Origin of the sequence: Hymenobacter glaciei (genome assembly GCF_039539585.1) — a bacterium.
Classification (GTDB): Bacteria; Bacteroidota; Bacteroidia; order Cytophagales; family Hymenobacteraceae; genus Hymenobacter; species Hymenobacter glaciei.
Map to the genome: position 1 here is coordinate 38,586 of NZ_BAABDK010000023.1, position 23,421 is coordinate 62,006.

Consider the following 23,421-nt stretch of genomic DNA (forward strand, 5'->3'; position numbering starts at 1 on the left):
GGCCCAGCAAGTTTGAAAAGTACTGATTCTTTCGTTGCGCCACTGGCCGGCGGGCCAAGCGAACCCCCCACTGTGTGGCTGGTACCACACGGGCCCGGGGCCCCGCCACTACCCCGGCTGCCGCTGGCCTTCGAGCCGTTTCTGTATTTGCGGCCGGCGCATCTGGCCCTGGCCCCGCAGCCCGGCCCGGGTTTTAGCGCCTACCTCGAAGACCCGGCTGCCGGCCTCACCCTGGCCCAGCTGCACCTAAACTACGACCCGGCCACCGGCCTGGCCCGCAGCCCTGCGCAGGCCCCTTTTGGGGCGGTGCAGCTGGCGCCGGGGCTGGGCCGGGGTGCCGTGCACCAATTGCTCGATGCGGCCGAGGCCGAGCTGCGCCGCCTCGGGCTGCGCCGGCTGGCACTGCGCGGCTACCCTTTTGCCTACGACCCCGCCGGGGCCGCCACCCTGGCCGAAGCCCTGCGCCAGCGCGGTTACCGCGTAGCACTGGCTGAGCAGAACTATCACCTCGACCCCGCCCGCGCCTACGAAACGCACCTGCACCCGTCCGAGCGCCGACGGCTGCACAAATGCCGCCGCGCGGGCTATTTCATCGAGCAGGAGCCGGCCTACCTGCTGCCGCAGGCCTACGAGTTCATTCGGCAGTGCCGGCAGGAGCGGGGCCAGGCGCTGTCTTTGTCCCTGGAACGGGTGCAGGCACTGTTTCGGGCGTTTCCGCGCGAGCATTTCCTGTTCTCGGTGCGCCAGCCCAGCGGCGAGTGGGTGGCACTTACGGTAGCCATTCAGGTGAACGCAACGGTGCTCTACAACTTCTACCCCGCCAGCCCGCTGCGTTGCAATAGCCTGAGTCCGGTGGTGCTGCTGAACGAGGGGCTACACGCCTTCGCCCGCGCCAGCGGCCTGACGGTGCTCGACCTCGGCACCTCAACCCTGGATAGTGGCCCCAATGCTTCGTTGCTACGCTTTAAGCGGCACCTGGGCGGCGTGGCCGGGCTGCGCCTGAGCTGGGAGCGGGAATTGTAGGTCAATAGGTTGGCTGCGCAAGGCCGTATTTTAGCCAGCTATGCTCGCTTTGCAAACCTACCTGTTAAGTAGCCGGGCAAAAGCAATTGGGTAATCGCTCGGCTCGGTCCGACCGCCCTAGGCGGTCCGACCGGTTGTCGTCGGGGCAAAACCGGTGGTGCTTCAATCGGTCGGACCGCCTAGGGCGGTCGGACCGGGCCAATGCCGAATTGCTGCTGCAAACCTGCCTGTTATTGGCCTTTCAACGGCTTTGCGCGAACGCCATCGGATATTTTACTGGGGCTATTTCTTGGCATTCCGGCGTTATCCCTATTGAGCCGGCAATTGAAAGCCATTAGTAAAGGTTTCCAAGTGCTGCGCGATTTCTAGCAGGCGTTTGTCAGTCCATTTTTTCGCGTGAATTTGTACCCCAACTGGCAAGCCCGCTGCCGTTTGGCCAATGGGGATGACGACAATGGGATGACCAGCCAATGCCGTCGTGAAGTTGAAACGACCCATGGCATCCGTGTACGGCACGCGCTGGCCGTTGACGCTAAAGGGCTTGCCGGCGGGCTGATGCGCAAAGGCACTAATGGAGGCCACCGGCGTGAGCCAGATATCAAAACGACCGAAAAATTCCGTGTAGCTGTCCGCCAAAACTTCTTTCTGTGATAAGGTTGTGGCGTAGCGCGTGGCCGACATGCCAATGCCCTGCCACACGCCCCGGGCCCAGTGCTTGTCCCGGTATTTTAGTAAAATGAACAGGTACATGGCTGCCTTTTTCAAAAAGGTCGGCACGGGCGAGCTGGCGTCTATTTCCCTGCCCAGCAGCCGGCCGTGCAAGGGGGATGCGTCGGCTTCCACATACGCCGGGCTCCCAAGTTCCAGGGTGTGGCCGGCGGGGGCCAGACGCGTCAGAAAGGCACTGAAAATCTGCTGGTACTCGGCGTCGACCTCCGTGCCGGCCAGCGTCGGCGCATAGGCAATCGCCAGCTTCTCGCCGTTCCAATAGCTGGACCCAAAGGCCACCGGCGGAATCTCGGCTAGTAGGTGGCCGCCCTCCCACAGAACCGGCATGAGCAGCAGCAAGTCGGCCACATTTTTGGCCATGGGCCCCGCCACTGTAAGCAACCGGTGTCCCTGCGGCTGACCCGGAAACTTGAATTGCCCCCGATTCGAGAGCGCTTGCTCGGTGGTGCGAATGCCGCAGATGCCGCAGAAATGCGCGGGCACTCGAATGGAGCCGCCGGCATCCGAGCCCAGTTCGACGGGCGTAAAACCCATTGCCACCGCTGCCGCCGCCCCGCCCGAACTGCCCCCCGCAACGCAGCGCACGTCGTAGGGATTATTCGTTTGCCCGAACCACCAATTCGTGCTTTGCCAGTCGATGGAGAAGAGGGGCAAATTGGTTTTGCCGATAATAATGGCACCTGCTTGCTTCAAGCGTTTCACTAGTTCGGCATCCTCGGTTGCCCGGTGGCGGCGATAAACGGGGTGCCCGTTGGAGCTAATTAAGCCCCGGACGCTGAACCCGTCTTTCACGGTCATCGGCAGCCCGTGCAAGGGGCCCAGCACGGCTCCGGCCCGCACCTGGCAGTCCTTCTCGCGCGCTTCCTGCAGCAGGTCCGCCTCGGTGCGCAGGTCAGTTATCGCATTGATGCGTGCATTATGCTGGCTAATCTGCTGAAGAAAAGCCCGGACCACGCCTTCAACTGTTATTTCCTGAGTGCGGATACGGCGCACAATGGTAGTGGCTGGCCAGTAGCAAATATTATTCGTGAAATGAATGCTATCAGCCATGAGTAGAGGGTAGGAATGCCCTTCAGGAATAGTAAACCTTAGGGCATTCGGTTGAGAGGCAATAAACACAGTGCTTGACTGTATTTTGCCCCTGGTAAAAGCCTTTCGCAACCTGTAAAGCTACCGTCTTAAAGGTCTTTTTCTGAGCCTTAACGGGTTGTAGATTCCGTTTGCTGCGAGGCCCCCGAGTAAGCGCTTTGCACATCTCGCTGCTTACTGCATCGCAAAGTAGGGTTAGCTGGGCTGGACTTTGGTTCCCGGGCCGTGCTCCACCTGCAATAACAGACGCCGCCCGTTCTTTGCGCCCGAATGGCTGCTGCACCTCCCGCTCCTGCAAAGTTCCCCGTTCGCCACTTTGTGCGCGGCTCGCTGGGCACGGGGGTGGCGGTGCTGGCGCGGGCAGCGGGTTCGCTTGTCGTCAACAAGCTGGTGGCCACCCTGGCCCCGGCCGGGGGACTCACCCTGCTGGCCCAGTTCCAGAACCTGATGGCCCTGCTCACCACGCTGCCTTATGACGGCGTGCAGGTAGGCCTGGTGAAGTACCTCGCTCCCTTGCGGCCCGGCAGCCCGCGCTACCGCACTTGGCTGGGCGCGGCTACGGCACTGAATGCCGCCGCCCTGTTGCTGGGCGGCGTGGTGCTGGCCCTGCGCAGGCAGCTGGATTGGGGCAGCTTGCTCATCTTCATGGTCGGCATCGGGCTGATTACCGGGCAGGCAATGCTCGGCAGCTCGCTGCTGGCCGCGGGCCGCTTACGCGCTTACATAGGCCTGACGGTGGCGCTGGCCGCGCTGAGTACTGCTGCCACGGCGGCGGCACTTTGGGCTAAATGGCCGTTGCCCCGGGTGCTGCTGGCCTACTTGCTGGCCCAGGGTCTCACGCTGCTCCCGGCACTGGTGTTGGCCGCCCGGGCAGGCCTACTACAGGGACTGCAGTTGCGGGCTCCCATCAGTCGGGTGGCGCTACGCCGGCTGGGCCAGTTTCTGCTGATGGCCGTGAGCACGCTGCTTTTTGGCAAAGCCGTCGACTACGTGCTGCGCGATTACCTGCTGGCTACGTTCGGGCCGGCCCGCACCGACTTGTGGCAGGCCGTGGCCAAGCTGTCGGATAATTACACCATGGTTTTTTCGGCGGTAATGGGCAGCGTGTTTTACCCCCGGCTGGCGGCGTTGGCGGGGCAACCCCGGGCGGCCCGCGAGTACCTGCGCGGCGTGCTGCTGCTGCTGGCGCCGGTGCTGGCCGCCGGGCTGGGGCTGATTTATGCGTGCAGGGCCTGGCTGCTGCCCCTGTTGTTTGCGCCACGGCTGCTGGGCGCGCAGGCCCTGCTGGGGCCACAGCTCTTAGGTGACTGGGCCAAGCTGCTGAGCTGGTTATTCATTTTTCAGCTGACGGCTCGGGCCCGCACCGGGGCCTACATCGCCGTGCAGGCAGCCTCGGCAGTGGTGTTTGCCGGGTTGCTGGGGTGGTTGTTGCCGCGCTACGGCTTGCAAGGGGCTGTATTGGCCCACGCCGCTCGCTACGGCCTGCTGCTGGCCTGCTGCGGTTGGATGCACTACTGGGCAAACTCTCGTAAATAGGTTCTGCCATTCGAGCGGCCATCCTTATTGCTGTCAATTTTGAAACTAGTCTCTATTATTGCGCTGTGCCATAACCACGCGCCTTTTCTACGCGAGGCCCTCGATTCCATCCTGGCTCAGACTTATCCGCACCTGGAAGTCTGGCTTGTGGATGACGCCAGCACCGACGACAGCCCAGCTATTCTGCGCGAATACGCCATTCGCAACCCTACCTGGCACCTGCTGCTACTTACAGAAAACGTGGGTAATTGCCGGGCTTTCAACGCGGCTTTCTTTCAAAGCAAAGGAGCATTCATAATTGACTTCGCCACCGATGATGTGCTGATGCCCCACCGCATAGGCCAACAGATAGCTGCTTTTCAAAAGGTGGAGAGCTCTTATGGCATAGTGTATTCCAACGCAGAATTGATTGATGAGCGAAGTCAATTCCTGGGCCTGCACCACCGGCCCGACGCATCGGGTCAGCCCAAACCCGCACCCGCCAGCGGCTGGGTATTTGCCGAAGTACTGCGGCGTTATTTCATCTGCACGCCTACCATGATGATGCGCCGGGCCTGCCTCGACAGCCTGGGCGGCTACGACGAAACCCTGGCCTACGAGGACTTCGATTTCTGGGTGCGGGCCAGCCGCAGCTGGCAGTTTCTATACCTCGATGTACTGACTACCCGCAAGCGCAAGCACCCGCTCAGCATGAGCTCCCGGGCCTATCGCCGCCACGACCCTTACCTGGCTTCTACCATCCGGGTGTGCGCTAAAGCCCTAGTATTAGCCCGTACACCCGCCGAGCATGCGGCCCTGGCCGTACGCCTGCGCTCCGAGCTGCGCCAGGCCGTGCGCCGCCACGCTCCACACGCCGAGGTGCAGCCGCTGCTGGCTTTGCTGCGCCAGGTAGCCCGCCGCACCCCCCTCGACTGGGCCCTGGCTACCTGGAGCCGCCTGCGCGGCTGAGCCGGGTAGGGGCGAGGCCCTTTCCACGAGCTAATGCGCCGGTTTCTGCTGTTTCTTCGTGCTGCCCAAGCTGCTGTAAGCATCTTTTCTTTGTTCCTCGCTGTGTTGTCATCTGCTCGCCTTGCCATAGTTGCCCGCACCGTGCTGCTGCCGCTGCTGCTGGCCCTGGGTGTGGTACTGGGCCTGGGCAGCTACTTCGAGACCAGCGACGATGGCAGTTTGGCCTGGATGTTTTCGGGTGTGCTGGCCCGGCAGCCGGTGGCTTCCGTACCTCTTTATATGCATGGCTACGGGCACCTGCTGGCAGCTGCCTACACGGCCGCACCGGCAGTACCCTGGCTGGGGCTGTTGCTTGGAGGGCTGCTAGCATTAACCTCAGCGCTTTGGTTTGCGGTACTGGAGCGCCTGTTGCGGCCCCATGTGCCGCCGGGTTGCCTTATGCTGTTGTTGGTCGTCTTTTTCGGACTGGCCTGGCTGGAGCACTGGCTGTGGTTCAGCCACGCGCGGGTAGCCCTGTTGCTGGCGGCTGGCGGCCTCATGTTTGCCGCGCAACGGCCCGGCCGCCGCTGGCCGCTGCTGCTGGGGCTGGGGGCGCTGCTGGCTGCCTGGCTTATTCGGCCCAGCCTGGCGGGGTTGGGCGCGGCGGCGGCTGTGCCAGTAGCCGTGGGTTTGGCTGGCAGTTGGCGCCGTGCCGTTCCGCTGCTGCTCAGCGCGGGCCTGTTGCTGGGGCTGGCCTTTGGGGTTGCTGTACTTGGGCAGACTCCGTCTGACGCCCAGGTGCAAGCCCGTGACGGCCAACTGGCGCGCATTCTCGACTACGAACAGCTGCGCTCCTTTCCGCGGACTGCCGCCGACAGCCTCGGCACTGCGGCCATCAGCCTCTGGCTACTGGGCGATTCTGGCGTGGTAGACCCTGTGTTGCACAGTGAAGTGTACCGCTTCGATGCGGCCGATTTTATGGGGCGCGTGGTGCCGGCCAAGCTGGCGCAGCGGGCCGGGCTATTGCTGCGCGATTACTTCCCAGTACTGCTGGCGCTGCTGGCTACGGCCGGGGCTGTGTGGTACACGCGCCGGAATCGGAGGCGCGGTTTCTGGCTGGTGCAGGCAGGCTTTGCCCTGGTCCTTATTGGGCTGGCCGGCATCCTCAAGCTGCCGCCGCGCCTGGCGCTGCCGCTGCTCGACTGCTGGTTAGTTACAAACCTCGTTTTCTGGCTGCATCCGGCCAAGACTTCAGCGGACGCGTGCGAGGAAATGGCCGCGGTTTCAGCAACTAATAGCAGCCGTATTGCCTCCTCATCCACGGGTGAGGGGCAGGAAGAGATGCATGTGTGGCCGAAATTCTCTCCAGTACTGCGCTACGCCGGTGCTGCTGCAGGGCTGCTAATTATCAGTCTTTACGCTGCCAAAACCTGGCACCGGCACCACGTATTGCAAGAGGAGCGGCAACGCCACGAAGAAGTTCTCACCATCATCAGCCGCAATGTAGGGCGGGTGCGGGTGCTGGCCGGTACCAACGATTTGTTGAAAAGCCTGACGCCTTTCCGGACTTATTCCCTGGGCCCGGGTCCCGCGCTGCTGCTCACGGGCTGGCCCGCGCACGATACCTCCCAGACCCGCCTGCGCCGCGCTCTGACGGGTACTGCCGACCAAACCGAATGCCTGCGCCGCCTGGCTCGGCAGCACAGCCCCAATTTGGAGCCACTGTGGTTCCTCACACCCGAAACGGTCGCTTGGCTTAATGGGCGGCTGGGTTCTGGCGGGGCGCCGGTGCAATTGGTGCCTCAAGCGCCGTCACAGCGCCCCGGGCCCATGGGGACTGTTCGGGAGTACCGGGTTCGGCGCGTACCCAAACCCTGATTTTAAAGCTGTCGAGGCCCATTTTAGTCCCACCAGACGGGCTAATGCCATAATCTTATACCCGCCCCCCTACGGTTCAGGCAGACCTTTGTTGCGCGAAAAGCGTTTCCTCTTCATTAACCCCTCACGCCTTTTCGTCCTATCTCTATGCAAACCTCCATATCGATAACCCGCGGCGAAGTGCTGCAACAGATGGAAGGCTATCTGAAGGAAAACATGAGCACCTTCCTCAAAAGCGTGGAAGAGAGCTGGCAGCCCGCCGATTTCCTGCCCGACTCGCGCAACGACACGTTTTTTGACGAAGTAAAAGAGCTGCGCGAAAAGGCCGGCAGCCTCAGCTACGACCTGCTGGCGGTGCTCATCGGCGACACCATCACCGAAGAAGCGCTGCCCAACTACGAGGCTTGGTTCCACGAGCTCGACAACATCAACCGCGACCGCAACAACGGCTGGGCCGAATGGATTCGGGGCTGGACGGCCGAGGAAAACCGCCACGGCGACCTGCTCAATCGCTACCTCTACCTCAGCGGCCGCGTGAACATGCGCGAGTTCGAGGTGTCGACTCAGTACCTCATCAACGACGCCTTCGACCTCGGCACGGCCAACGACCCATACCGCGCTTTCATTTACACCAGCTACCAGGAGCAGGCCACCAACATCTCGCACCGCCGCGTGGGCCAACTGGCCCGTACCGCCGGCGACGACCAGCTTTCCAAAATCTGTGGCATGATAGCCGGCGACGAAAACCGCCACGCCCGCGTGTACAAGTCCTTCGTGACCGAGATTTTCAAGTACGACGCCTCGGAAATGATGCTGGCCTTTGAGGACATGATGCGCAAGAAAATTGTGATGCCGGCCCACTACATGCGCGAAATGGGCGTGGACATGGGCAAAACCTTCGGCCACTTCACCGACGCCGCCCAGCGCTTGGGCGTGTACACCAGCGCCGACTACACCGACATCCTGGACTCGCTCATCAAGGACTGGGACATCGAGCACATTGGTGGCCTCACGGCCGAAGCCGAGAAAGCCCGCGACTACCTGATGGCCCTGCCCAACCGCCTGCGCCGCGTGTCCGACCGCATGCCCGTGCCCAAGCTGGAGTACAAGTTCAAGTGGATTTCGTAGCGCCGTAGCGCAAAATTCTGCTACCCCATCACAATGGCTTCCGACCAGAAATTTGTCGCATATATCCTCGACCAGCTGAGTACTTCCGGCTCAGTTGAAGCCAAAAAAATGTTCGGCGAATACGGGTTGTACCTGGATACCAAGCTTTTTGCCTTGGTGTGTGACAACAAGCTGTTCATTAAGCCCACTCCATCGGGCCAGGCCTACCTGCAAACCGCGCTGGTGGAAGCGCCGCCCTTTCCGGGCGCAAAACCATGTTTCTTAATCGAAGAAGGCCTGGATGACCGCCTTTGGCTGAGCGAATTGGTACGCCTGACTGTGCGGGAGCTGCCGCCACCGAAACCCAAAAAACCAAAGCCAAAATAGGGGGGTGCTACCCCGCCGGCGCTCCACGGGCGGCTTCCCAGCCCAGCAGCGCCGCTTTGCGCGGGTTGCCCCAGCGGTACTGGCCCAACTCGCCGGTTTGGCGAATCACGCGGTGGCAGGGAATAAGGTAGCCCACTGGGTTGGCCCCGATGGCCGTGCCCGTGGCCCGCACGGCCGCACCGCACGCGGCAGCTTCGGCGAGCTGGGTGTAAGTGCGGCGCTGGCCTTCGGGAATCCGCAGCAGGGACTCCCATATTTTAAGCTGAAACGGAGTGCCTTTCAGGTGCAGGTGCAACCGGTCGGAAGCCGAGAACTCACGGGCAAAAAACCGGGCTACCTGGGTATGCGATTGGGCTACTTCTGCGGTAATGGTTGCCTGGGGCCATTCCTGCTGCAGTTCAGCAAGGGCCGCCGCCGGGTCGTCGAAGAACACGAGCTTGCAGATGCCTTTATCGGTGGAACCCACCAGGTACGGCCCGAAGAGACTTTCGCCGTAGCTGTATTGAATATTCAGCGCAGCTCCACCATGGCGGTATTCACCGGGCGTCATGGCTTCCAACGTTACAAATAAATCGTGCAGTCGGCCAGTGCCGGAGAGGCCGGTTTCATGCGCCGCGTCGGCCACCGAGGCTTGCTGGCGCAGCAGCTGTTTGGCGTGGCCCAGGCTCAGGAATTGCAGGAATTTCTTGGGCGACACGCCGGCCCATTCCTGAAACTTGCGCTGAAAATGAAACGGGCTCCAGTGAGCCTGCCGGGCCATTTCGTCCAAATCGGGCTGGGCCTGAAAATGGGCCTGGGCGTAGATTAGGGCGGCTTCGATGCGTTGGTAGTCAGTCATGGCTTAGTGGAGCTGATTGGCTACAAAGGTCGCACGAGGCCGAAGCGGCGGAAACCCGTTTCTTGCGCAATTTTTGGTGCGTTGTCAGAAGTAAAAAAAGCACGTCATGTTGAGCGCAGCCGAAGCATCTTTACCGCGCAATGCATGGAATGCATTGCGCGGTAAAGATGCTTCGGCTGCGCTCAACATGACGTTCCTAACAAAAAGCACAAAAGCCTACTGCTCCACTTTTACGCCTTTCCAAAAGGCCACGCGGCCTTTAATTTCCTTGGCAGCATCCTTGGGCTCGGGATAGTACCAGGCGGCGTCCTTGTTTTTTTCGCCGTTCACGCTCAGCGAGTAGTAGCTGGCGCGGCCTTTCCACGGGCAGCTGGTTTGGGCAATGCTGTCCTCAAAAAACTCTTTTTTGATGGAGTCGGCCGGGAAGTAGTGGTTGTTTTCGACCACGACGGTTTCATTACTCTCGGCAATGACGGTGTTGTTCCAGATGGCTTTCATAAAGTAGCACGCAGCCGCTGCTGCGCCGAGAATGGAGTGATGAGTTGCGGGCACGCCGCATACTTGGCCCAGCAAAAGCTGCGCACTACTTTTGAACATTGCCTCGTCGCCGGTTGTTTTGGCAGCCCTATCCTGAAAGAAGAAATTATGGCTGTTGGCTTCCGATTCCGCGATTTTGTGCCCGAAGACCAGCCCGAAAAGGGCTTCGAGTCGCTATTTAAACTGTTCATGCAACTCGTTACCATCACGAGTGGCGACGTGGGCGAGGCCCTGTCCTGGCTCAACGAGCTCGACAAGCAATACGGCCTTACCGATGACAACTACGGCATGGGCAATTTCATTGATGACCTGAAAAAGAAGGGCTACATTGATGAGAACGAGCAGCAAAAGGGCGAATTCAAGATTACGCCCAAAACCGAGCAGGGCATCCGTAAATCGGCGCTGGAGGAGATTTTCGGCAAGCTGAAAAAAAGCAGCACCGGCAACCACCGCACGCCCCACACCGGCCAGGGCGACGAGCAAAGCACCGACCTACGCGAGTTCCGCTTCGGCGACTCGATGGAGTCGATTCAGATGACGGAGTCCATCCGCAACGCGCAGTTGAACCACGGCATGGAAAGCGGCGAGTTTATGCTGACCGAGGGCGACCTCGAAGTGCGCGAGAACGAGCACAAGAGCCAGACCAGCACGGTGCTGATGATTGACATCTCGCACTCGATGATACTCTACGGCGAGGACCGCATCACGCCGGCCAAAAAGGTGGCCATGGCCCTGGCCGAGCTCGTGAAACAGAAGTACCCCAAAGATTTCCTCGACGTCATCGTGTTCGGCAACGACGCCTGGCAGATTGAAATCAAGGATTTGCCCTACCTGCAGGTAGGGCCTTACCACACCAACACCGTGGCCGGACTGGAGCTAGCCATGGACCTGCTGCGTAAGCGCAAAACGCCCAACAAGCAGATTTTCATGATTACCGACGGCAAGCCCACTTGCCTAAAAGAGGGCACCGGTTACTACAAAAACAGTTTCGGCCTCGACCGCAAAGTGGTGAACAAGACGCTGAACCTGGCCGCTGCCGCCCGCCGCGTCAAAATTCCCATCACCACCTTCATGATTACCTCTGACCCGTACCTGCAGAAATTCGTGGAGGAATTCACCGAGGTAAACCAAGGCAAGGCCTACTATTCGGGCCTGAAGGGGCTGGGCCACCTGGTTTTTGAGGATTACAAGAAGAACCGCCGCAAGACACTGTAGGGCACCAAGTACAGAAAGAAAGATGCCGTCAGGCTGAGCGCAGGCGAAGCATCTCTACCGCTAAAGTAATTATTTACTTCCGCAGTAGAAATGCTTTGCCTGCGCTCAGCCTGACGGTTTTGTTGTAACTGCCTTTGTAGAGTTCATTTCGACAGTCGTTCGAGCTGTTTCTTCTCGCGGGCGCTGAGGCTTTCCAGGCCCTTGTGGCTGATTTTGTCGAGCAGCTTGTCGAGGTCGTCTTCCTGCTGGCGTAGCTGGGTTTGGTACTGGTCGTCGACGGTTTGGTAATCGGGAGCAGGCGTGAAGACGTTGCCCAGCGCCAACGCGCCGGGCTTTTTGATGAGCAGCGCAAAAAAGGCCAGGGCCGGCAGCATAATGGCCCCGATGGCCAGGTAGTTGATTCGCAGCAACGCGGGCTGCATGGCCACAACCGTGAGCAGGCCGACCAGTCCGCCGCCCAGGTGGGCATCGTGCCCAATGTTGCCGAGCCGTTTGGTGATGCCATAAGCGCAGAACACCACGTACAGCAGCCCATAGAGCCAGCCCGGAACCATCAGTACGCCGGGAATCCCCACTTCTACTTCCGGCATCAGGGCGATAGCGGCAAACACGAGCCCGCTGATGGCGCCCGATGCGCCCACTGCCGTGTATTCCGACTCGCGCCGGTGCAACAGCAGCGACAGCAGGTTGCCGCCTAATAAGCTGGCGAAATAAATGATGGCGTAGTTGCGGTAGCCCACCAGTAGCTCAACCACGCTGCTGAAGTAGTAGAACGTCAATACGTTCATCAGCAGGTGCGGCCAGCCGGTGTGCAGCAACCCCGACGTGAGCAGCCGGTAGTATTGCCGGCCATATAAGATGTCCTTAACCCGAAACGCGTATTGGTCGAGGTATTCCGGGTTTTTGAAACCCTGGTACGAAACCAGCAGCGTTACAATCAGGATGGCCAGGCCAATAATGCCAAACTCGGTCATGGAATAGAAAATTCAGCGTCAGGAAACAGGAGGGAGGCCGGGCGATTATTGTTTGCCATAGCGTAAGCTGCGAAAGTTACCGCAGCGGGCCCGCTTTTGAAAGGGTGCCGGGCTGAGCGTAGCCGGCTGCTGTCCGACGGCTGCCCGACACACAAGCTGAACCTCAGCCCGGGTTTCGCGGTTAAACAAACCGGAAATCCCCTTCCGCCAATCTTTCTCTATGCAGCACGAAACCATCCGTACCCTGGGCCAACTCCGCGCCAGTGGCTATACCCCCCGCACCGTGAAAGCGGAGCTGCGGGAAAACCTCATTCGCAAGCTCAAAAACAAAGAAGAAGTATTCCCCGGCATTTTTGGCTACGACGAAACCGTGATTCCGGAGTTGCAGCGCGCCATTCTGGCCGGGCACCACATCAACCTGCTGGGTTTGCGCGGCCAGGCCAAAACCCGCATCGCGCGCCTGCTCGTCAACCTGCTCGACGAATACATGCCCGTGGTGGCCGGCTCCGAGCTGAACGACGACCCGCTGCAGCCGCTGTCGGTGTTCGCCAAAAACCTGATTGCCGAGAAGGGCGACGAAACGCCCGTGGCCTGGATGCACCGCAACGACCGCTACACCGAGAAGCTCGCAACGCCCGACGTGTCGGTGGCCGACCTCATCGGCGACGCCGACCCCATCAAAGCCGCCACGCTGAAGCTGCCGTATTCGGATGAGCGGGTGATTCACTTCGGGCTGATTCCGCGGGCGCACCGGGGCATTTTCGTGATAAACGAGCTGCCCGACCTGCAGGCGCGCATTCAGGTGTCGCTGTTTAATATTCTGCAGGAGGGCGACATTCAGATTCGCGGCTTCAAGGTGCGGCTGCCGCTCGATATCCAGTTCATCTTCACGGCCAACCCGGAAGACTATACCAACCGCGGCAGTATTGTTACGCCGCTCAAGGACCGGATTGACGCCCAGATTATCACGCATTACCCCAAGAGCACCGAAATCGGCAAGCGCATCACCAAGCAGGAAGCCCGCATCAAGGACGAGCAGAAGGGCATGGTGACCAGCAACGAAGTCATCCACGACCTCGTGGAGCAGGTGGCCGTGGAGGCCCGCGGCTCCGAGTTTGTTGATGCCAAGTCGGGGGTGTCGGCCCGCCTCACCATCTCGGCCTACGAGCAGGTGATTGCCGGGGCCGAGCGGCGCGCCCTGGTAAACGGTGAAGCCAACACCTACGTGCGCGTAGGCGACTTCATCTCGGCCGTGCCGGCCATTACGGGCAAGGTGGAACTGGTGTACGAGGGCGAGCAGGAGGGCGCCGGCATTGTGGCCGAGAAGCTCATGGGCAAGGCCATCCGCACGCTGTTCCTGAATTTCTTCCCCGACCCCGACAAGAGCAAGAAGCTCAAAAACCGCGTGTCGCCCTACAAGGCCACGCAGGAGTGGTTCGGCAACGGCAACACCCTCGATTTGCTGCACGACGCCAGCACCGAGGACTATAAGAAGGCCCTCGACCAGGTGCCCGGCCTGCGCGATATCGTGACCGAGTTGCACCCTAAGGAAACGCCTGAGCATACTTATTTCCTCATGGAATTCCTGCTTCACGGCCTAAGCGAGCACAGTCTGATTTCGCGCAACCGACTCACGGCCGGCGCGCAGTTCAAGGATTTGCTGTCGTCGATGTTCACCATGCCCACCTTTGGCGAGGATGAGGACGACGAAGACGAGGAGGAAAAGCCGCGCCGTCGCCGCTAACGCTTTTTGGCTATTGTATTGAAGAGGCCCGGTTGCTAGTGTAGCAGCCGGGCCTTTTTTGGATGCTCAGCGAACGCGCAGCTGGGCCGGTGCCGCCACCGACGCGGTGCTGGTTTGCACAACTACCCGCACCGAGCCCGGAGCCAAGCCGACCGGTACGCGAACGCGCAGCTGCGGGCCTGAAAATGATAGTGGGCTTTGAGGAAGAAGCGTAAAAAGCTCCCTGTGATTCGGCTACGCTGCCGGGGAGGAGGGAGCTGGTACAACTACTCACCCCGCAGACTTGGCGAAAAGCACGGGGGCTCCGAGAGGCCCACCGACCCCTTGCCAACCGGCCCCTTTTTACTTTGCCTTGGCCTGAAAACCCTGCCTGATGCGCCAGTTTCTGCTTGCCCTATGTTTCGTGCCGCTGCTGGCCGCTTTTTCAGGCGCTGCCTGCGCCCAGGCGGTGAAGCCCGTGCCAGCGCCCGCCGGCAAAACCGTGGCCCAGACACTGGCCCAGATTCGCTCGGCCTCCAGCTTTAACGCCGGCTTGAAAGTGGCCAAACTCGATTCGCTTCTCAACGGCTCGGCTAAGCAGCAGTACACCGTGTTCGTGCCTTCCAACGAGGCGTTGGCCCGGCTGCAGGAGCACGGCCTGGGCCTGGCCTCCATCACCGGCTGGGGCCTCGACTAGCATCAGATGGAGCTGCTGCTGCGCTTCCACCTGGTGCGGCGCAGGTAGATTTTGCGACCGTCGCGGGTCGTGTCCGCCGACGAGGCCTGGTTACCGCTCAAATCTTCAGCCTGCCCATCTCCCTCCTCAACGTCGTCAAAGAGGAAGAGGTGCGCTACCCCGTCTCCCACGGCATGCCCGGCCACGACCGGCAGCCCCGCGTGGAGGCCCGATGTGCCACGGCCATTGAAAAAGGCCGCGCCGTGGTTTACCACGACCTGGCCCTGGAAACCAGCGTCACCCTGCCCCGGACGCGCGTCGTACGGCTCACGCCCGCTCCGCGACCAGCCGGTACAGGTCTTGGGCGTTTTCAAAAGCGGCGCCCATGGTATTGTTGAAGTAGGCATACACGTCTTTCCCCTCTTGGAGGTAGTCGTGTATCTGCTCGGCCTGGTCGTGCAGAAAATCGTGCTCGTAGGACTCCCGGTAGTTACCCTTGGGGCCGTGGAAGCGCATGTAAACAAAGTCTGCGCCCTCGTTGAGTTGACCGTTTCGGGCGGGGCCTTTGTCGTGCAGCACCAGGCTGGCGCCGTGGCGGTCCAGCATATCAAAAGCATCATCTTCATACCAGCTGGGGTGGCGAAACTCCACCGCTTTGCGCCACTCGTGGGCGGGGTCTGCCGCTGCAAGCGCAGTCAATAGGGCACTGACCGCCTTTAGCTGGCGAATGGTGTTGCTGGGCGGGAACTGAATGAGCAGGCACCCTTTTTTAGTGCCCAACTCCCGTGCTGCATCCATAAAGCAGGCAATGCCGGAAAGGTCATCGGCCAGCGTTTTGGTGTGCGTAATATCGCGCCACAGCTTGATGGTAAAGTCAAACGCCGGGCCGGTTTCCGCGGCCCATGCCGCAAACGTTTTGGGCTGGGGGATGCGGTAGAAGGTGCTGTTAATCTCCACCGAGTTAAACAGGGTAGCATAGTAGGTGAGGCGGCTCGTGGCCTGGTAGGCCTCTGGAAAGGTGGCCTTCGGGCCGGGCACTACGATGCCGCTGGTGCCAGTGCGCAGGGTGCCAAGGAGGGCCGGCATGGGAAGGAGTTATACGGGAGTTTCGGGGTATAACGTGCCACGCCGCCTCGGCGTTTTACCCCATGCGCATCTTCACGGGGTCCCAACAGCTGCTTGGCATAGTAGCTCTCCTTGCAGGCCGGGTATGCTGCTCTATGGCCCTGCACGTCGCCGAAGGCAACGAGCTGCGCTTCTACGCCGGGTCCCTGCTGCGCCTGTCCGACCAGCGCCCCCTGGGCACGCTCTGCATCATCGACCCTTTTACTGAGCTTCGAAGGTGTGCGTGGTGGCATGATGCATTCGTTGAGTAGGCCTAGCCGTAACTTGAGTCGCTATGCACTCCCTACTCGCGCTCGATGACTGGCTTAGAACGATTGATTTTTGGCAGCCAGCCCCGCAACTACTGCTTGCCTTGCAACGGGGCGAAGCCCTCTCCGATGCGCACGTTGCGGAACTGGCTTCGGGCAAATACATTAAGAGTTGGCAAGCAGGCATTGTCTTGCGCGCGCTGCCGCTGGAACGACTCATCCCCCATGCGGAGACACTGCTGGGGCATTTGCAAGACTCCAACTGGCCGGCATTCCCTGATGTGGCGGAGGTAGTACGGGCCATGGGCACCGCCGCGATTCCTGCCATTCAACACGTGTTTCAGACCGACCCACGCGACGGAGATTGGATGGAGCGGATACTATGGAGCGTGGTCGATTATTGGGAGGACGACTGCGTGCAGCAGCTACAACCCACGCTCATCGCCTACGTCCACTTTGCCGAACGCGGCGGCGCCTCGATTGCCGCCTTGGAAACCTTAGAGCGGGTGCTTCTGCCCGATAAACACGTCGCCCTATATCAGGAGTTACGCACTCTGTATGCAGACAGCGCCGAGCTCACGACGAAATTGCAGCAGGCGTTCCAGTACTAGGTATTCGCCATGTACGCATGCACGCTCCTTTGCTACTCGCTACTCGGACCGTGGTTGTTGCAGAACTCTGTGCTTGGCGCCCGGAAGCGGTTGCGCAGGCAAAATAGTAAACAGAAAGCCTGCCCTACACGCATTTCAGCCCATTACTGAGGGATAACCCTCCTCTCGGAGCGCCCGGTAGGGAGTTCTGCAACAGCCACGACCCTTTTGCTAAACGTGAGTGGACAAACCAATCAAGGCCTAAATTGGGCTCGTCATGACTTGGTTTCTTCCCGCTGCTCGCTGCTCGCTGCTCGCTGCTCGCTGCTCGCGTGGCTCAACGCGGCAGCTGCGCCGGTCCTGTTTTGCCCTATTCGGAACGTCTTTCACTCAACCACCCCATGCCTGCACCCCTTGCCAAGACCAACGTCGAAAAAATCATCGCCGTCATCACCAATTTCGTTCGAGGGGGTGACCACCGCGACACCGGCCTCTTGGACCAGGTGTTTCACCCCGACTTTCAAGTGGCCAGCCACGGGTTCCTCGGGACCGCCGGAGTCACGCTCCTGAGCCGCCATCAGTACCTGGCAAACGTGGAGGCCGGCATTTTCGGCGGCGTACCCCGCCTCATGACCATTGAGCACGTCGATGTAAGTGGCGGCTTGGCCATGGTCAAGCTGCGGCTGGAAAGCGCGGAAAACCATTTTTTATCCTACAACTCCCTGGTCGCGGACGCTGAGGGCAACTGGCAGTTGCTGTACAACGTGGCTGTAGTAGTGCCGCGCAACGACCCACCAGCGCCCGGTCGGCCCTAGGGGCGGTGCGGGTGGCGCGCGCTCTTCAGGGGCCACGCTCCACGTGAAAAGCTCGTTTTATCAAACGGAGCGCGTTTACATTGCTACCGTTTTCGTGAACCGGTACTGCTGGCCGCTTCTATCTTATGGCACACTCGCGTGGTCAGGCTCCCGAAGTGCTCCTCCCTTGCGACTGGTGCAAGAACCGCTAGCCCATCAACGGCACCGACGCGTTGCTTACCTTCCTGACGCAACGCCTGCTCGCACCGGCGTTCGCCTGGGGCCTGCCGCCCCGCCGCCAAATCGGCCGCCTATGCCCTTGCCACGCCGCCATTCCCCGCACCTACCCCCATGAGCATTACCCAATTCAAAGCCAGGAAGTGGCGCAAGGCCACCGAAAACGCGTCGCCGGGGCCGTGGAAGGCCGGCATCGGGCCGGACCTGCTGCTGCGCATTGCCTCCCTCGGGCCCGGCGACGCGGGCCCAACCGTCTGCACCCTGGACGGCTCGGACGAAGAAACGGCAGGGGCCGACGCCCGCTTCCTGGTCGCCGCCCGCGAAGCCATGCCCCGGTTGCTTGCTGAACCCTTCTGGGTTCCGATTGGCCCGGAGGCACGGCTTCCCCAGGAGAACCAGCTTATCCTGCTGGCTGTGGAAGGTCGGGCAGAACCTGTGGTCGTCACCTTTACCCATTTTCGGAACGAACCCCATTGGGGCGGGCCACAGTCCGGCAACGTCACGTACTGGCGGGCGCTTCCGTCGCCCCCTGGCGTCTAGCCTAGGCCCCGGCCGCCGCGCCGCTGGGCCCGCAGGGGGCGATGCCTAGCCAGGCGGAAGCGGGGAACGATGGTTTATCGAATCTTAATAATCACCGTTTGGCTAAACTTTAGCCGTTCTGGTTCTCCAGGAAAGACGACTGGTGTGCACAACCCAGAATGAAGGGCATCAGCAGCAGAGAAGCGTACAAATTGCGCTGTACGAAGTCATCTATTTCCTTGCTAGTACTCCGTGCCCCCCTTGTGGTAAATGGACTTGCCCGGATAGTATCTAAATCGCTTGGCAATAGCTAAATCACGACGCCAAGTGCTATCGCCGACCTGCTGCTTCGCCCGGCCGCGGTAGTAAAAGTCCGCTGCGGATTCGGGCTCCACTCGAAAGTCTAGCCCGGGGTAGGCTTTCTCAAACAGGTAGGCGTACTCCGCCAACGCCGCTTGGTACTGGCCTTGCCGGCAATACACCCGGGCGCGGAGCGTTCGGGCGTCATAATGTTTCGGATAGTGGCGCAAGGCGCTGTCCAAGTCAATGAGCGCGGAAGTGGTGTCGCGGCCCTTGAGTTTGGTTCTGCCCCGATGATAATAGTACGCTTCCAACCCTTGCGGCCCGTCGGGGTCTGTGGCCGCGTACCCGATGGCCCGGGTAAAATCGCGAATGGCGGCCGCGTAATCGCCCATCATTTCGTGCGCCTGCCCGCGGTCGGAAGTGACCTGTCCGTAGCTAAAGGTGGAGTCTACTTGCAAGGACTTGTTTAAATCAGCCAAGGCGAGGGGATACTTTTTTAAGCGGTAATACTCGTCCCCCCGACGCCAATAGGCTTTTGCACTGGTGGGGTCTTGCGCGATGGCCCGCGAGAAGAGGCGGATGGCTTTGCGCCCGCGCTCCTGAAAGCCCTCTTCCAGCAAATCATCGACAGGGGTTTGCCCCCAGCTGAGGCAGGGTAAAAGCAAGCAGAACAAGAGCAGGCGAAAGGGCATACACGGACGAGTGGGTACGGTTTACCTTGCTAAACTAACCCTTTGTATCCCCAAACGGAGCGCCTCTAAGGCAGGACCCTTTTATTGAACGGTCCGACGCGGATACTTTAATGAAGAAAGACCTTTTTAAAAGTCAATTTGCCCGCCCTCGTTATGAACCTCACCCTTCTCGTTTGCATGTTTATATGCTTGGCCGGGGAGCCAAACAGATGCCTGACGCTGAGTATTGGGCGCGTAGATGCCGCGAAGCATCGGGCAGAACTCGTGGTTACGCGTTCATGCAAGCGCAATTTTGTCTACAAATACAGCTTAGAAATGCAGACTTCAGCCGGCGAATGGGGCCAAGTACTGGAAAACGTGCTTCATCGGGTTAACCCACCCTATGGATACTCTACGCCCTACGTGTCGTCGCAGAAGCGCCGGGAAACCCTTGTCATTGCCTATCCATCGACCCTGCCGCAACAGCCTCCTACACGGTGCTTCCGGATAAAAGCTGAATACATGGCGTATGGCCCGACGATTCCAAACCCTGCTCCCCGCCACGTGCTTTATACCGCTGCGTTTCATTTCTAACCAAGATTAGGCTCGTTTCGTCAAACGGAGCGCGTTTACCTTGCTACCGTTTGGCTAAACTTCATTTTGCTTACTCTCATGGCTATCGTGTGGTTTAACCCGTACGCCCTTCTCATACAAGGCGTGCTGCTCGTCGGCCCCTTCAAGCTCGACCAACGCAAATCCTTGGAAATGGCGACTGAGTCCGAGAGCTACTAGTTCAGCAATGGGCAAGAAATTCCGGTAGAACAGGGAGTCGAAGGCACAATCTATCGTGACCATAGTGGTCAAATCGAATGCGTCGACGTAGGCGTCGTACTTGCCCACTTCCTGCAGCTTGTGCTCCTTCATAAACGTCCGCGTGTAGTCTAAAGCGTCGCTGCAATCGAGGACATCAAGGATGATTCCTGCAAAGTGGATGTTTTCCGATTGGGCTGAAGCACCCATCAGTTTCTCGCGCAAAAATGCTGCGACCTCCTGCACTGCGTATCCTGGCAAGGAAATGATTACTCCATGCATAGCCTAAGGTCGGAATTATACTTTAAAGGCTTAAGTAACGCTTCTTTCATCAAACGGAGCCTGTTTACCTTGCCACCGTTTTCTTGAACACATTGTGGCGTGTTGCTAGCATTTTTGATTTAGGAAAACAATCCCAATTAGACTTGGCGATTTTCTGCTCACCCCCAGCCTTATACTTGGAAGTAGGTGTTGGGAATGCCTGAAGAGGTGACACCTTTGCTTTATTTCTCATTTTCCCTTCTTACCTGTTGTGTACCATGAAGCCAACACATAAAAAAGCGGTTTGCCTTGCTATCGCCATACTCGGCATTTTCTTAAGTGGTATGGGAATTGGCTTAGTATACGGAGTCGACCACCCACGTCCGAACGATAAGCGGACCCCGGAGGCGCAAGCCGCACGCCGGTCGATGGGCACCACCCTTACTTGGACAGGTCTGGCTGTGACATTGGGGCTTGGCTTGCTCATGATGGCGCGAAACAGCGAAAAGAAAGCCTGAAACCTGCGACGCCCTAAAGGCTCCTTTCGCTGAACACCAGCAGCGGCCCGATATCAGGTGGCCCACAAGCTACTGCAGTGCCAGGCGAGTTTAAGAAACTCGTCTACGAATCAACGTTTGCGAAATGCCCAAAGGGGATGAGTTTCGTAAACTCCTTGGTATCCAAAAAACGCTCGTATTCTGGAGGGTTTCGACGAGTGGCAAAACGGCCCGGAAACGCAGAGTTTCCGGGCCGTTTTTAGTGCCGTTACTTGGAGAGCTAAATGAGCCTTCAGGAGGTAGGTCCTGAGTCGGTGCGCGCTTCGATGGTTTGCTGAATGGATGCGGGCACCACCGACAGCAGGTCGAGGCCCGTAGCGGCTTCGATGGCGTCGACGCTGGTCCGGTAAGTGCCCCAGGTCGTACTGATGGAATTGTCGTTCGGGGTGTCAATAGCAATGACGCGGGTGCCGGTTGTCACGCGGGTGGCGTCTTCCGTGCCCGTAGGAATAATGACCACGACTTTCCAGCAGCGGGCGGGAACGGTGACGCGCCCCTGGTCGAGGGTTTCCAGGTAGCCGTTGGTGCCGGTGCCACCGCGGCCGTAGCTCCCGCAGATAACGTAGACCTCGTTGCCGGAAGCGAGGAAGGTCCGGGAGTAATCCTCCAGGTTCGCCCAGGTTTGCTGATTATTGCGGGGAGCCTGGGGCATCATGTTCGTCATCAGGAAGGTCATCGAGTTATCGGCTACTGTATTGGTGCGGTCGGCGGAAGGGCAGTTGTGCCCTCGGTCAAAGCCCGAGCCCGTGTAGCTATTGGATTGGACCTGGTACCAGCCGGCGGGCAGGGTGGGGTCGGGCCGGAAGTCGTCCTGACGAGCGGCACTGCCTCGCCAGTCGGAACTCAGGTGCCAGCTCACCCAGTTCGGGATGCCGCGGTCGCGGTGGTAGCTCAGCGCATACTGCGACTTGAGCAGAAGATAATTGCTCGGCTGATTCGGGTCGGCGGCGGCGCCGCTGGGGTTGCCCAGCGTCAGGTGCTCAGGGAGCGGAGGACGAGGGGTGATGGGGCCACTACCTGGGCCCGGTGTAGGACTAACCGCTTCCTTTTGGCAGGCAGCCAGAATCAGAGTAAGGGCCAGAACGGGGAGGCGTAAATTCAGTAGGTTGGTTTTCATGGGGGATTTCGGGAACAATGGCCCTACTACGTAGAGAAGCAATAAAGGAGTAGTTTTTGTCATAAGAGTCGACTAATGGCAAAGGTGTAGGAAAAAAAGGACGAGCAGAAAAATATCCTACATTTGGTGTGGGTTATTTTCCTGCTCGTCCTTTTTTTCCTACATACTTTCCGTTATGGGCCGTTCCGCCAAGTTTTCCAACAGCCTGCTGGGACAGGTGCGGGCCTACTACGGCTTGCGGCAGCACGAGCTAGCCGCTCTGCTGGGCGTGGCCGATTCGCTGGTGGGCCATATTGAAGCCGGCCGCCGCGCCCTGACTCTGGAGGTGAGCGAGCGCCTGGCCCCCTTCACCCAGCAAATGGCTGAGGATACCGTGCCTTTGCCCGCCACCCCGCCACCCGGCCCCTTCGACCCCGGCCCCCTCGAAGCCCGCCGCGCCGCCTGCCTGCACGAGGCCGCCAACCTGCGTTGGGCCGTGCGAGGCCTGCCCGGCCAAGCCAGTATTGCCGCCCGCTGGGCTCGGGCGCTGCCGGGCCTGCGCGCCACCCTGCCCCCGCCCATCGCCGCCGAAGAAACTCCTGCCACGCCCGAAGCCGTGCGCCTGCGCTATGCGCACGCCTGGCTGGCCTTGCGCCTGCTGGCCCTGCCACCCGAGGAGTTGGCCCGATGGCACCTCGCCGATATCCGAGCTGCTGCCTTGGAAGCCGAAGCGGCCGCCCTGGCCGGGCTGCTGACCGGGCAGGGGAGCGTCCCAAAATAGGGCGGGTTTTCCCAAAAATAGTCTAATGACTATGATACGATAATGAGGTGGCCGCCGTTCTTTGGCCGCATCATTTCAACCCTTTCAACCCCCTTTCCCTATTATGGCTGCTTCCCTTGCCACCCTCACTACCCGCGCCGAGTGCGACGAAGCCCTGAAGGGCCTCGCCGCCGAGCTGGCTACCTACCAGCACCACGACTACAACACCACCTACGCCGACGGGCTGGCCGAAACCCGGGCCACCACCACGGCCGCCCGCCTGGCCAAAGCCACCGACGACGTGGCCCATTACACCGCCGAGGCCGCCCGCACCGGCCTCACGCCCGTCGAGCTGCGCCGCGCCCAGGGGGCCCTCATCACGGCCACCGCCCAGCGCGACCGCCTGGCCCTGGCCACCACCGCCCTGACCGGCGCGCCCGCCTACCTCTCCGACGTGGACGCCGACCAGATAGACAGCCAGATTGCCGTGCTCACGGCAGCCCAAACGGCCGTCACGGCCCATCGGCCCACGCTGACCGCATAGAGAGGGACCTTTCGCGTCAGCACAAAAAAAGGCGACCCCACCGGGGTCGCCTTTTTCATGTTCGGGCCGTTGCAGCGGCCCAGGCAGCAGGGTGGGGCTTACTGCCAGGTGTCGTTGCCAGCTGCTGCGGCACTTGACCGGTACGGTCCGACCGCCCTAGGCGGTCCGACCGGTTGAAGAACCCCCGATTTTGCCCCGCCAACAACCGGTCGGACCGCCTAGGGCGGTCGGACCGGAGCAACAACCGCCGTTTTGGGTAAGGACAAG

General features: G+C 60.3%; 25 protein-coding genes. 16 read left to right on the forward strand and 9 right to left on the reverse strand.

Annotated features, from left to right (window positions below):
- Window positions 1-72 precede the first annotated feature (72 nt).
- Window positions 73-1,023, forward strand: coding sequence for a hypothetical protein (locus tag ABD837_RS14745; RefSeq protein WP_345055952.1), 951 nt, complete (start codon window positions 73-75; stop codon window positions 1,021-1,023).
- A gap of 309 nt (window positions 1,024-1,332) precedes the next feature.
- Here ABD837_RS14745 and ABD837_RS14750 read toward each other — a convergent pair whose 3' ends face one another.
- Complete coding sequence (locus ABD837_RS14750) at window positions 1,333-2,802, reverse strand: amidase (RefSeq protein ID WP_345055954.1); 1,470 nt, start codon at window positions 2,800-2,802, stop codon at window positions 1,333-1,335.
- Between the two features lie 309 nt (window positions 2,803-3,111).
- Here ABD837_RS14750 and ABD837_RS14755 point away from each other — a divergent pair, with 309 nt between their 5' ends.
- The 5 genes from ABD837_RS14755 to ABD837_RS14775 all read left to right on the forward strand — a co-directional run bounded on the left by ABD837_RS14755 (window position 3,112) and on the right by ABD837_RS14775 (window position 8,676).
- Window positions 3,112-4,377, forward strand: coding sequence for an MATE family efflux transporter (locus ABD837_RS14755; RefSeq protein ID WP_345055956.1), 1,266 nt, complete (start codon window positions 3,112-3,114; stop codon window positions 4,375-4,377).
- A 39-nt stretch (window positions 4,378-4,416) separates the two neighbouring features.
- The gene (locus tag ABD837_RS14760) at window positions 4,417-5,325 is read left to right on the forward strand and encodes a glycosyltransferase family 2 protein (protein WP_345055958.1); all 909 of its coding nucleotides are present in this window, start codon (window positions 4,417-4,419) and stop codon (window positions 5,323-5,325) included.
- Window positions 5,326-5,427: 102 nt separating this feature from the next.
- A complete protein-coding gene (locus tag ABD837_RS14765; RefSeq protein ID WP_345055960.1) occupies window positions 5,428-7,182 on the forward strand; it encodes a hypothetical protein in 1,755 nt (584 codons plus the stop codon).
- Window positions 7,183-7,329: 147 nt separating this feature from the next.
- Window positions 7,330-8,310, forward strand: a complete 981-nt coding sequence (locus ABD837_RS14770) for an acyl-ACP desaturase (protein ID WP_345055962.1) — start codon at window positions 7,330-7,332, stop codon at window positions 8,308-8,310.
- Between the two features lie 33 nt (window positions 8,311-8,343).
- On the forward strand, window positions 8,344-8,676 hold the full coding sequence (locus ABD837_RS14775; protein ID WP_345055964.1) for a TfoX/Sxy family protein: 333 nt from the start codon (window positions 8,344-8,346) through the stop codon (window positions 8,674-8,676).
- 7 nt (window positions 8,677-8,683) lie between these two features.
- On the opposite strand, the gene ABD837_RS14780 is transcribed toward ABD837_RS14775, so the two are convergent.
- Both ABD837_RS14780 and ABD837_RS14785 read right to left on the reverse strand, forming a co-directional pair.
- Entirely contained in the window at window positions 8,684-9,514 is an 831-nt protein-coding gene (locus ABD837_RS14780) for a methylated-DNA--[protein]-cysteine S-methyltransferase (RefSeq protein ID WP_345055966.1), read from the reverse strand.
- 216 nt (window positions 9,515-9,730) lie between these two features.
- Window positions 9,731-10,012 carry a DUF427 domain-containing protein gene (locus ABD837_RS14785; RefSeq protein ID WP_345055968.1) on the reverse strand — a complete coding sequence of 94 codons (282 nt, stop codon included), beginning with the start codon at window positions 10,010-10,012 and terminating at the stop codon, window positions 9,731-9,733.
- A gap of 147 nt (window positions 10,013-10,159) precedes the next feature.
- On the opposite strand from ABD837_RS14785, the gene ABD837_RS14790 reads away from it, so the two are divergent.
- Window positions 10,160-11,266, forward strand: coding sequence for a vWA domain-containing protein (locus ABD837_RS14790; RefSeq protein ID WP_345055970.1), 1,107 nt, complete (start codon window positions 10,160-10,162; stop codon window positions 11,264-11,266).
- 143 nt (window positions 11,267-11,409) lie between these two features.
- Here the strand turns inward: ABD837_RS14790 and ABD837_RS14795 are convergent, their stop codons facing one another.
- Window positions 11,410-12,240 carry a rhomboid family intramembrane serine protease gene (locus ABD837_RS14795; RefSeq protein WP_345055972.1) on the reverse strand — a complete coding sequence of 277 codons (831 nt, stop codon included), beginning with the start codon at window positions 12,238-12,240 and terminating at the stop codon, window positions 11,410-11,412.
- A 220-nt stretch (window positions 12,241-12,460) separates the two neighbouring features.
- On the opposite strand from ABD837_RS14795, the gene ABD837_RS14800 reads away from it, so the two are divergent.
- Window positions 12,461-13,984, forward strand: coding sequence for a sigma 54-interacting transcriptional regulator (locus tag ABD837_RS14800; protein WP_345055974.1), 1,524 nt, complete (start codon window positions 12,461-12,463; stop codon window positions 13,982-13,984).
- Window positions 13,985-14,357: 373 nt separating this feature from the next.
- Complete coding sequence (locus ABD837_RS14805; protein ID WP_345055976.1) at window positions 14,358-14,660, forward strand: fasciclin domain-containing protein; 303 nt, start codon at window positions 14,358-14,360, stop codon at window positions 14,658-14,660.
- Window positions 14,661-14,662: 2 nt separating this feature from the next.
- Here the strand turns inward: ABD837_RS14805 and ABD837_RS14810 are convergent, their stop codons facing one another.
- Together ABD837_RS14810 and ABD837_RS14815 are read right to left on the reverse strand one after the other, a co-directional pair.
- Window positions 14,663-14,914 (reverse strand): hypothetical protein, encoded by a 252-nt coding sequence (locus ABD837_RS14810; RefSeq protein WP_345055978.1) that lies wholly within the window; start codon window positions 14,912-14,914, stop codon window positions 14,663-14,665.
- Between the two features lie 52 nt (window positions 14,915-14,966).
- Window positions 14,967-15,725 carry a DUF72 domain-containing protein gene (locus tag ABD837_RS14815; protein ID WP_345055980.1) on the reverse strand — a complete coding sequence of 253 codons (759 nt, stop codon included), beginning with the start codon at window positions 15,723-15,725 and terminating at the stop codon, window positions 14,967-14,969.
- Window positions 15,726-15,859: 134 nt separating this feature from the next.
- Here ABD837_RS14815 and ABD837_RS14820 point away from each other — a divergent pair, with 134 nt between their 5' ends.
- From ABD837_RS14820 to ABD837_RS14835, 4 genes are all read left to right on the forward strand, one after another.
- A complete protein-coding gene (locus ABD837_RS14820) occupies window positions 15,860-16,015 on the forward strand; it encodes a hypothetical protein (RefSeq protein ID WP_345055981.1) in 156 nt (51 codons plus the stop codon).
- Between the two features lie 23 nt (window positions 16,016-16,038).
- Window positions 16,039-16,623: a DUF5071 domain-containing protein gene (locus ABD837_RS14825; protein WP_345055983.1), complete on the forward strand. Its 585-nt coding sequence runs from the start codon at window positions 16,039-16,041 to the stop codon at window positions 16,621-16,623.
- A 380-nt stretch (window positions 16,624-17,003) separates the two neighbouring features.
- Complete coding sequence (locus ABD837_RS14830; RefSeq protein WP_345055985.1) at window positions 17,004-17,417, forward strand: nuclear transport factor 2 family protein; 414 nt, start codon at window positions 17,004-17,006, stop codon at window positions 17,415-17,417.
- Window positions 17,418-17,747: 330 nt separating this feature from the next.
- The gene (locus ABD837_RS14835; RefSeq protein WP_345055987.1) at window positions 17,748-18,173 is read left to right on the forward strand and encodes a hypothetical protein; all 426 of its coding nucleotides are present in this window, start codon (window positions 17,748-17,750) and stop codon (window positions 18,171-18,173) included.
- Window positions 18,174-18,394: 221 nt separating this feature from the next.
- Here the strand turns inward: ABD837_RS14835 and ABD837_RS14840 are convergent, their stop codons facing one another.
- On the reverse strand, window positions 18,395-19,147 hold the full coding sequence (locus tag ABD837_RS14840) for a tetratricopeptide repeat protein (RefSeq protein ID WP_345055989.1): 753 nt from the start codon (window positions 19,145-19,147) through the stop codon (window positions 18,395-18,397).
- 153 nt (window positions 19,148-19,300) lie between these two features.
- Here ABD837_RS14840 and ABD837_RS14845 point away from each other — a divergent pair, with 153 nt between their 5' ends.
- A complete protein-coding gene (locus tag ABD837_RS14845) occupies window positions 19,301-19,720 on the forward strand; it encodes a hypothetical protein (protein WP_345055991.1) in 420 nt (139 codons plus the stop codon).
- 54 nt (window positions 19,721-19,774) lie between these two features.
- Here the strand turns inward: ABD837_RS14845 and ABD837_RS14850 are convergent, their stop codons facing one another.
- Both ABD837_RS14850 and ABD837_RS14855 read right to left on the reverse strand, forming a co-directional pair.
- On the reverse strand, window positions 19,775-20,218 hold the full coding sequence (locus tag ABD837_RS14850) for a hypothetical protein (RefSeq protein ID WP_345055993.1): 444 nt from the start codon (window positions 20,216-20,218) through the stop codon (window positions 19,775-19,777).
- A gap of 768 nt (window positions 20,219-20,986) precedes the next feature.
- A complete protein-coding gene (locus ABD837_RS14855) occupies window positions 20,987-21,871 on the reverse strand; it encodes a DNA/RNA non-specific endonuclease (protein WP_345055995.1) in 885 nt (294 codons plus the stop codon).
- 175 nt (window positions 21,872-22,046) lie between these two features.
- On the opposite strand from ABD837_RS14855, the gene ABD837_RS14860 reads away from it, so the two are divergent.
- Together ABD837_RS14860 and ABD837_RS14865 are read left to right on the forward strand one after the other, a co-directional pair.
- Window positions 22,047-22,631 (forward strand): helix-turn-helix transcriptional regulator, encoded by a 585-nt coding sequence (locus ABD837_RS14860; protein WP_345055997.1) that lies wholly within the window; start codon window positions 22,047-22,049, stop codon window positions 22,629-22,631.
- A gap of 103 nt (window positions 22,632-22,734) precedes the next feature.
- Window positions 22,735-23,154, forward strand: coding sequence for a hypothetical protein (locus ABD837_RS14865; protein ID WP_345055999.1), 420 nt, complete (start codon window positions 22,735-22,737; stop codon window positions 23,152-23,154).
- The last annotated feature ends 267 nt before the right edge of the window (window positions 23,155-23,421 follow it).